This is a genomic window from Pseudoalteromonas sp. GW168-MNA-CIBAN-0100 (assembly GCF_040309225.1).
GTDB lineage: Bacteria > Pseudomonadota > Gammaproteobacteria > Enterobacterales > Alteromonadaceae > Pseudoalteromonas > Pseudoalteromonas arctica.
Genome location: NZ_JBEOOL010000746.1, coordinates 1 through 259 on the forward strand (window position 1 = coordinate 1; position 259 = coordinate 259).

Genomic DNA, 259 nt, shown 5'->3' on the forward strand with positions numbered 1-259 from the left:
TACAAAATTATAATAATAAATTTCTAACATCAAGAGGATAAATACTGCGTAAATTTACTTTTATTGCAGCTGCAGTAAGTGTTGCACTACTTGCTGGTTGCCAGCAAGCTACACAACAAGTAACAACAGCACCAGCAGTACAAGCACAACCAGTACAAAATGAAATAGACAAAGCGAATGCTTTTTTTGAAGATACCTTTAACCGCGACGTAATGAGCAGCCCTGTGTATCAAACTTACATGGGTATTAAGCAAGATTA

At 36.3% G+C, this 259-nt stretch carries 1 pseudogene; it reads left to right on the plus strand.

The features are described from left to right. Window positions 1–44: 44 nt before the first annotated feature. A pseudogene (locus tag AAEY62_RS23250) lies at window positions 45–259 on the plus strand (DUF885 domain-containing protein); the annotation flags it as partial.